The organism is Nitrospirota bacterium, assembly GCA_040757335.1.
In the GTDB taxonomy this organism is placed as follows: domain Bacteria; phylum Nitrospirota; class Nitrospiria; order 2-01-FULL-66-17; family 2-01-FULL-66-17; genus JBFLXB01.
On record JBFLXB010000055.1, the window covers coordinates 1 to 6,184 of the forward strand.

The window sequence follows — 6,184 nt, forward strand, 5'->3', positions numbered from 1 at the left end:
CTATGAACAGCTTCATCGCTCTGGGTCTCCCTGGTGGTGCGCCACATACCGTGCCGCACACGCCTCGCTGCAGAAATACACTTCAGCGCCTTCGACCCGCCGCGCCACGGCCCGCGCCTTGGGCACATACGTGGAGCACACGGGATCAAGGACCATCGTGTCGCGCTGCCCGCTGGAGCCTGTCCGCCGCGGCCGTGACCGAATGCTGGCCGTCCAAACGGCGATCACGAGGATGACGAACGCCGCCAGTCCGGCGTACAGAGCCAGACGTGCCATGCGGAGAATCCGCCACGTTATACTCCCTGGGGACGGAGCGTGTCAAGCAAAGTATTCGCGAAAAGCATATTGCGGCGTCGGCAACGTGGCCGCCAGGCTGGAGACGATTTACCTGTAACTAGTTGAAATATCGTCGATTATTTTCCGCCAGGGCGCCACTGGCCGACCAAGACCAGCGCGACCACCGACACGGCGCGTCCCAACGTCCCCACCATCCGCGCGCTGCGTTCCCAACCGAACACCAAGAGCTTCGTCGTCAATTCTTTGGCCGGGAAGGGCGCGACATCGCGGGTTTCGCGGAGCAGCGGCAGAAACTTCGCCGAGACCGCGAACCGCAGGAGCGCCGAAATCACGAACAGTAACTGAAGGTTGGAGGACAGGGTCAGTTGCCCTCCACCGACGCGCAGTGTCTGAGGGAGAACGAGGACCAACAGACCGCCCAGCGAAGCGCCCAGAAAGATTCCCAGGGCGTTGGCGGAGTGGTAGACGGCCACGCACTGCGGGCGTTTGGCGGGTTTCACGTTATCGAAGAGAAAGTTCCCCATCGCGAGAGCGAACCCTCCCCACGCAGCGCCCGCGAACATTTGGATCGCGATGATTCCATACACGTTCGTGGTCGTGAGCCAAAACAGAGGAAGCACGGGGAGCAGCCAGCCCGTCAGCTTCAGGATCTGCCGGTTGCCGAAGCGATCACAGGACCGCCCCCACCACGGGAGCGTCAGAAACTGCGCCACGACCACCGCTGCCGTAGCCAACATGAACTCCAGATACGTGAAATGCAGGTCGCGGAGCAAGTACGGCGCGATCATGGGCCCCGAGACCTGGACCGCGAAGTGCGTGAGGCCGATGTAGGCCACGAACCGACCGAAGTTGGTCCGCCGCCCGTCGCGCAGAAATTGCCACAGCGAGAACCGGTCCTCGGGCCGCGTGACGTACGGCGGTTCGATCATCCGGGAAAGGTAGTACGCAGATGCAAGTCGGGCCGCCAGGGCGAACAGGAACACCAGAACGAACCCCCATACCACGGCCCCGGCGCGCTCGGTTCGGTGCAGGATCAGGCCGCCCACGCACAACGCGGCAAACGCGGACACGCTGATCGCCCGGTTCCGTCGCCCAAAATACCGTCCGCGCTGGTTGGGGTCGACCAGATCGCCCATCAGGCTATTCCACGCCGGGAGCAAGAAGTGTCCCAGGATGTGGTAGCACGTCGCGCCGATCAGCAGCCACCACACGCCGCCCTGGTCGAACAGGAATGGAGTGGCCGCAATCAACAGCCACGTCAGGGACTGCCCGATGACCCCGGCGATGATCAGGGGTTTGCGCCGCTGCAACTGCTCCAACACCCGCACGGAGACGAACTGAAAACACGCGCCCAGCAGCTGCGGCACGGCCGCCAGAAAGGCAATTTGCGAATTGGACGCGTGGAGAAAGATGGCAAACGCACCCAGGTAATTGTCGCCCACGCCCGACATGACCGAGGCGCACACCCCGTCGCGGGTCGAATACTTCAGGCTTTGACGAACCTGGTCTCTGAGAGGTGGCGGGACGGAGCTGGTCCGAGGAGACTGTTCAATTTGCATGACGATGCGGCAACCAAACGGTGTTCGCGCGATCTCGCGCTGAGGGAGAGTATAGCAAAACCGGTTGGAGGTGGCCGTTACGCAGCCGCGAGCAGGATGAGGCCCAAGACGATGCGATAATAGGCGAACACGCGGAACGTGTGGCGCTGGATGAACCGCATGAACACCGCGATGACGGCGAGCGCGGTGACGAACGCGGCCACAAATCCGAGGGTAAGCCACACCAGATTCTCCTCCACCAACAACGCGCGGCTCTTGTAGGCGTCGTAGATGGTCGCGGCGAACATGGTGGGCAACGCCAGGAAAAACGAGAATTCCGAGGCGGTCTTGCGGTCCATGCCGGCCAGCAGACCGCCCATGATCGTCGCGCCCGCGCGCGAGACGCCTGGAATGAGCGACAGGCACTGCGCGACGCCCACCCACAACGCGGCGCGGAGATCCACGGCCTCGAGGCGCGAGACGCCGCCGGTGACCCTCCCCGCCTCGATCGCCAGGATCGCGAAGCCGCCGACCACCAACGTCACCGCAACCGTGGTGGTGTTGAACAGATACGCCTTGATCGCGCCGTGGGCCAGAAAGCCCACCACGGCCGCGGGCAGAAACGCCACCGCGACGGCCACGATGACCGAGCGCGCGCTGGGGTCTTGTGGCGCCCCGCGCGCCAATCCCAGGAGCCGTTCTCGAAAATACGCGACCACGGCGAGAATGGCGCCGAGCTGAATCGCCACCTCGAACGTCTTGGCAAACTCGCCCGTGAAGCCCAGCGCCGCGCCGGTGAGGATGAGGTGACCGGTGGAGGACACCGGTAAAAATTCGGTGAGCCCCTCGACCACGCCGAGCAGGACCGGCAACCACCAGTCGGTGGTCATCCCGGTGGCGTCTCCCGCTCTTGGGGAAGGGTGACGGTGAACACCGAGCCGTGTCCCAACCGGCTGTCCACGCTCACCGTCCCTCCGTGCGCCTCGACGATATGTTTGACGATCGACAACCCCAGACCCGTGCCGCCGGATTCGCGCGAGCGCGCGCGGTCGACCCGATAAAAGCGCTCGAAGATCCGATCGCGGTCGGCCGGCGGGATGCCGATCCCGGTATCGCGGACGCGGACGATCGCGTGGCCGTCGCTCGACTGGACGGTGACCTCCACGCTTCCACCGGCTTCCGTGTATTTCACGGCATTGTCCAAGAGGTTCACGAGAACTTGCGTCAGCTTCTCTTCGTCTCCGACCACGCACAAGGCCTCGACCTCGTTGGTGCAACGGAGGGCGATTTGACGGCGCTGCGCGAGCGGATGGACGAGCGCCACCGAGCGACGCACGAGCGCGCCCACGTCCACGGAGTCTCGGCGCCACCGGTAATCGCCCGACTCGATCTGGGACAGTTGCAGCAAGTCATGGACCAAGGCACTCAGCCGGTCGGCGTGCGTTTTGATGATGCGGAGAAACTCCTCCCGCTTCGTCGTATCGTGTTGAACGCCGTCCAACAGCGCCTCGACGTACCCGATGATCGACGTCAGCGGGGTGCGAAGCTCGTGGGAGACGTTGGCGATGAAATCCGACCGCACGCGTTCCAGTCGTTTGAGCGCCGTGACGTCGTGAAACACGAACACCGCGCGGAGATCGTCGGCCTCTCCGCCCGGCCGCCGCGTGACCGAGCCTTGTACGGCGAACGTGTGGGCGCCGCCCGCCTCGTCGATCGTGATCGTCGCCGCGCTCGGTTCGCCGCTCTGAATCACGGCGCGGATCAACTCATTGAAGTCGTGCTGACGGATCACGTCCAGCCAGTGCCGACCGACCGCCTCGGAGGCCCGGCAGCCCAGCATGCGCTCCATCGCCAAGTTGAGCAACAAGATCCGGCCGGGCCGATCAAGGACCAAGACCCCTTCGACCATCCCGGAGAGAATCGCGCCGAACCGCGTCTGGTCCTCGGTAATGGCCGCGACCCGCCGCTCGACCACATCCGCCGCATCGCGCAACGCGGCCGCGAGACGGCCGACCTCGTCTCGCGACTGCACCGCTTCGTCGGAAGGCAGCCGTGCGCGTCGGCCCTCTGCGAGGTCCTCCGCCGCGGAGACGAGCGGCGCCAGTCGCGCCGACAACCACCGGCCCCCGAGCCAACCGGCGCCGGCCCCCAGCGACACGGCGAGCGCGGCGATCCACCAGACCCGGGGGCTTCCGCCCCCGGCCTGGCCGATGGCGAACGACGCCGCGGCGATTCCCGCGCCCGACCCCGCGCCGACCACGGCGACGGGCCATCTCATGGACCAGCGTCCGATTCGTCCGTTGGCGACTCTTTCAGCTTGTACCCGTAGGGTTTGACCGTTTGGATCGCGGTCGAGAGGACGGGAATCTTTTCGCGAAGCCGACGAATGTGGACGTCCACGGTGCGAGTCGTGACCTCGGCGTCATAACCCCACACCGAGGTGAGCAATGTGTCACGCGTGGCCAGCTTGCCGCGGTGTCGAAGCAGGTATTCCAAGAGCGCGAACTCTTTCGCGGTCAACGGCACCTGGCGTCGTCCGATCGCGACCTCGTGGCGTTCGGCGTCCAGGGTCAGCGGGCCGTAGACCAACCTGGGACCGCTCGCCTCGCCGGCCGATCGGCGGACCAGAGCCTTGACCCGAGCGACCACTTCCTTGGGACTGAACGGCTTGGTGACGTAGTCGTCCGCCCCGAGGTCCAGCCCCCGCACCTTATCCCCTTCCTCGCCGCGGGCGGTCAACATGAGGACCGGCAGCGACGCCGTGGCCGGAGTGGCACGCAGACGCCGGCACACCTCGTAACCGTCCAAAGCCGGCAGCATGACGTCGAGAATAACCGCGGCGGGCGATTGTTCGCGCGCGGCGTGTAGGCCGGCCAACCCGTCCGATTCGACGTGGACCTGAAATCCAGCCGCTTGCAGGTAGTGCACCAGTAGGCGCACGATGTCGGGATCGTCCTCGATCAGGAGGATGGTCTTCAAAGAGCGCTCGGAGGCTTTCGGCTCCCCTCGCCCGCGGGATGAGACGACGCGACGGGTGGTGGTGCCGCCGTCTTGGAGACCACCACATCGTGCGGATCGGTCAACAGCAGATACGCTTCGCCCCACTGGTCGTGATCTGCAAAATTCCACGGCTGCGCCCGCTCAACCGGGCAGAGTCTGATCCCCCACGCTCCGCCGTAAATCAGATATGCGACGCCGACGCCCGAGTCCTCCACTTTCCGAACCCGCGCCGGTTCCCAAGGGTCGGCCGCGTTGTTGCGCACCCCCGTGACCAGGCACCACTCACCGTCGTCCCGACGGTCGAAGAGGCGCAGTCGGGTCACCACCTCCGGGGGGCCCAGTTCCCGATAGCGCATCGGGTCACGCCCAGGGCAGTTGGGGTTGTCTTCAACTTCGATGTACACCGCAGGGATCATAGCAGTCCACACCGGGAGGATCAATCCGCAATTGCCCAAAGGGGCAACTCAAAATCGTCTTTTATCCTCACGGATGGCGCAGCAATCCGCAATTGCCCCGAAGCGGCAACTGGAAATCGTCCTCTTCCTTGCGGATCGCGCAGCAATCCGCCATGGCCCCGCAGGGGCAACTCGAAAACGTCTTCTGTCCTCACGGATCGCGTAGCAATGGGGACGATTGCGTTCGCGATTGGATCGGGCCTATACTGGACGTACTATATTTTTGGGGAGGCTGCAATGGAAAAGTCTTTTGACGACGTGGTGGATTTTCACCGGCACCTGTGCCTGGACATTGCCATGGGGTATCGCGTGGGCAAGGCGCTGGTGCGCGAGATGGGCAAAGAGCTGCGCAACATGAAGGACGTGTTCGCAGTGGTGGAGAATGAGACGTGCGCGGTGGACGCGATTCAGGAATTCACCGGCTGCACGCTCGGCAAACGCAATCTGATCCTCGCGGGTACGGGCAAGCCCGCGTACATTCTCCAGAACGCCAAGTCCGGGGTGTCCGTACGGGTCTACTGCAAGTACTGGGAAACATTCGACACCGACGGATCATTCGGCAAACGGCGCAAACACGCCTCGTCGCCCGACGCCACGCCCGAGGAACAGCAGCTCTTTCAGCGCGAACTCAATTCCAAGATCAAAGAGATTCTCCGCGCGCCGGAAGAGGCGCTGTTTACGATCCAGCGCGTCACGCTTCCGGCCCCGCCCAAGGTCGGGAAATACAAGGCCGAGCCCTGCGCAGGCTGCGGCGAACACACCAACGTCGAACGCTTGGTCGAAGTCGACGGCAAAAAGCTCTGCGCCGCGTGCCGCACCGCTGCGGTCGCGACGCGCTGACGCGAGACCTCGCCGCGCACAAACGAAGGGGGGAGCGACCGTACGGTCGCTCCC

Annotated in this window: 7 protein-coding genes; 1 reads left to right on the forward strand and 6 read right to left on the reverse strand. The window is 64.6% G+C overall.

The genetic code is table 11. The annotated features are described in order from the left end of the window. Window positions 1-12: 12 nt before the first annotated feature. From AB1451_16715 to AB1451_16740, 6 genes are all read right to left on the reverse strand, one after another. Entirely contained in the window at window positions 13-276 is a 264-nt protein-coding gene (locus AB1451_16715) for a hypothetical protein (GenBank protein ID MEW6684536.1), read from the reverse strand. Window positions 277-413: 137 nt separating this feature from the next. Continuing rightward, entirely contained in the window at window positions 414-1,748 is a 1,335-nt protein-coding gene (locus AB1451_16720; protein ID MEW6684537.1) for an MFS transporter, read from the reverse strand. A gap of 185 nt (window positions 1,749-1,933) precedes the next feature. Continuing rightward, entirely contained in the window at window positions 1,934-2,725 is a 792-nt protein-coding gene (locus AB1451_16725; GenBank protein ID MEW6684538.1) for an undecaprenyl-diphosphate phosphatase, read from the reverse strand. After that, complete coding sequence (gene pnpS / locus AB1451_16730) at window positions 2,722-4,113, reverse strand: two-component system histidine kinase PnpS (GenBank protein ID MEW6684539.1); 1,392 nt, start codon at window positions 4,111-4,113, stop codon at window positions 2,722-2,724. The genes AB1451_16725 and pnpS overlap by 4 nt, the downstream gene beginning before the upstream one ends. Then, the gene (locus tag AB1451_16735) at window positions 4,110-4,814 is read right to left on the reverse strand and encodes a response regulator transcription factor (protein MEW6684540.1); all 705 of its coding nucleotides are present in this window, start codon (window positions 4,812-4,814) and stop codon (window positions 4,110-4,112) included. Before AB1451_16735 ends, pnpS begins: the two co-directional genes overlap by 4 nt. Continuing rightward, a complete protein-coding gene (locus AB1451_16740) occupies window positions 4,811-5,239 on the reverse strand; it encodes a hypothetical protein (protein MEW6684541.1) in 429 nt (142 codons plus the stop codon). Before AB1451_16740 ends, AB1451_16735 begins: the two co-directional genes overlap by 4 nt. 288 nt (window positions 5,240-5,527) lie before the next feature. On the opposite strand from AB1451_16740, the gene AB1451_16745 reads away from it, so the two are divergent. Beyond that, window positions 5,528-6,130: an FmdE family protein gene (locus AB1451_16745; protein MEW6684542.1), complete on the forward strand. Its 603-nt coding sequence runs from the start codon at window positions 5,528-5,530 to the stop codon at window positions 6,128-6,130. The last annotated feature ends 54 nt before the right edge of the window (window positions 6,131-6,184 follow it).